The 2,296-nt window shown below is 67.9% G+C and carries 3 protein-coding genes; all 3 read left to right on the top strand.

Annotation, left to right across the window (positions count from 1 at the left end; translation table 11 throughout):
• On the top strand, positions 1 to 1,224 hold a 1,224-nt coding region (locus tag U9980_RS25710; RefSeq protein ID WP_322770290.1), incomplete at its 5' end, for an aspartate aminotransferase family protein.
• A gap of 1 nt (position 1,225) precedes the next feature.
• Positions 1,226 to 1,729 (top strand): type II toxin-antitoxin system RatA family toxin, encoded by a 504-nt coding sequence (locus U9980_RS25705; protein ID WP_322770289.1) that lies wholly within the window; start codon positions 1,226 to 1,228, stop codon positions 1,727 to 1,729.
• Entirely contained in the window at positions 1,726 to 2,289 is a 564-nt protein-coding gene (locus U9980_RS25700; RefSeq protein WP_322770288.1) for a flavin reductase family protein, read from the top strand. Before U9980_RS25705 ends, U9980_RS25700 begins: the two co-directional genes overlap by 4 nt.
• Positions 2,290 to 2,296 lie beyond the last annotated feature (7 nt).

The raw sequence follows: 2,296 nt of genomic DNA, 5'->3' as shown, positions 1-2,296 counted from the left end.
CACGTCAGCCGTGGTCGGGCCCGGCTGGCGGGTCTGACCGGCGGGTTGGTGGAGGTCGCGTCCGACGGTGCCAGGGTCTGGGACGCCACCGGAAACGAGTACCTCGACTGCGGCGGCTACGGGGTCTTTCTGCTCGGACACCGCCATCCGGCAGTGATACGGGCTGTGGTCGACCAGATCCAGCGACACCCGATGGCGACCCGGCTGCTGCTCGAACCCGTCGCCGCACACGCCGCCGAGACCCTCGCCCAGATCACCCCGCCCGGTCTGGACTACGTGCACTTCGTGACGTCGGGTGCCGAGGCCACCGAAGCGGCCATCAAGCTTGCCCGGGCCAATGGGCGTACCAGCCTGGTCTCCACGATCGGCGGCTACCACGGCAAGACGATGGGTGCCCTGTCGCTGACCGCACGTGAGTTCTACCAGGCGCCGTTCCGGCCGTTGCTGCCAGGAGTGCGACACGTACCGTTCGGTGACTCCGCGGCGCTGGCCGCGGTCCTGAAAGTGGTTCCGGACTGCTGCGTGGTCGTCGAGCCGGTGCAGGGCGAAGGCGGCGTGGTCCTCCCGCCCGCCGGCTACCTGCGTGACGTCGCCGCGCTCTGTCGCGACCACGGCGCGCTGCTGGTGGTCGACGAGATCCAGACCGGGTTGGGCCGGCTGGGACGCTGGTGGGGAGCGGATGCCGAAGACGTCATCCCCGACATACTGCTGGTCGGCAAGAACCTCTCCGGCGGAGTCATCCCGGTCGCCGCCATGGTCGCGACCGCCGCCACGTACGCGCCGTTCAACCGCGACCCGTTCCTGCACACATCCACCTTCGCGGGAGCTCCGGTTGCCATGGCCGCGGCCGCGGCCGCCGTGACCACCATCCGGGACGAAGGGCTCGTCGAACGTGCCCGAGTGCTCGGCGAACAGCTGCTTGCCGGCATACAGGACATCCTGTACGGCACCTGCCCAGACCTCGTGGTCGACGTCCGGGGTGCGGGCCTGCTGATCGGCATCGAGCTGGCCGATGCCCAACTCGCCGGCGAGCTCGTCCTCGAAATGATCGAACGTGGAGTGATCGTGAACCACTCCCTCAACGCCCACAACGTCATCCGGCTCACCCCACCCGCGGTGCTCACCGCGGCCGACGTGGACCTCGTCCTGACCGCGGTCACCGGCGCCGGCGGAGCGTTGCGCGACAGCCACCCGCACACCACAACCCTGGAAAGGAGCGCCTGAGATGCGCACCGTTGCCCTGGAAACCCTCATACCCGCCGCCCGGGTGGACGCCGTTTTCGCCCGCGTCAGCGATTTCGGCCGCTATCCCGAGTACACCGATGCCGTTCGTGAGGTCACAATCACCGATCACGACGATGGAACCGTCGACTCCGACTGGTCGGTCGTCTTCCGCAACGGCCTGCTCTGCTGGTCAGAACGCGATCACATCGATTCCGTTGCTCACACGATCAGCTTCAGCCAGACAGACGGAGACTTCGACACCTTCCACGGCACCTGGCAGGCCTACCAGGCCGGCCCGGACGCCACCCTCACCTTCACAGCGCACTTCGACCTCGGCATGCCCAGCCTCGCCGCGATCATCGACCCGATCGCCGAACGCACCTTGCGCGACAACATGCAGCGGATCCTGCGCGGTCTGTTCGGCGATCACGTGGTTTTTCCTGCCGACGGCGACATCCACGACGACGACGCCACGCTTTCCACTGAAAGGGGAGCGGTGCGATGACGACGATTACCGTCCCCGAGCCCCGTCCGCTGGCCGCGGGCGACCTGCCGACCAGCCCTGAGCAGGCCCGGCAGCTGTTCCGTTCGGTTTTCGCCCAGCTCGCCTCCGGTGTCACCGTGCTCGCCACGGTGACACCGGCCGGCCCCACCGGCATGACCGCGAGTGCGGTCACCTCGCTCTCCCTGGATCCACTGCTCGTGCTCGCCTGCGTCGGCAACCGGTCAGCCACCCTGGTGGAGATCCGCGAGGCCGGTCGGTTCTCCATCAACGTGCTCGACGCGAGCGGCGTCGAGCTGGCCACCGGCTTCGCCTCCCGGCCGCCGGCAGACCGATTCGCCGACGTGTCCCACGAGATCGTCCACGAGGTGCCCGTACTCGACGACGCGCTCGCGTGGACCACCTGCACGGTGCACGCCCTGCATTCTGGTGGTGATCACACCATCCTCGTCGGTTCCGTCATCGGGCTCTACCGGGGCCACGGTCGACCATTGCTGTGGCACGACGGGCGCTTTCAATCCATTTCGCGTGGACGGCAAGGCGACGAAAACCCGGATATGTAGCATCCCA

This window comes from Protofrankia sp. Cr1 (assembly GCF_963555865.1).
In the GTDB taxonomy this organism is placed as follows: Bacteria; Actinomycetota; Actinomycetes; order Frankiales; family Frankiaceae; genus Protofrankia.
This window is presented reverse-complemented; position numbering and strand designations above follow the sequence as displayed.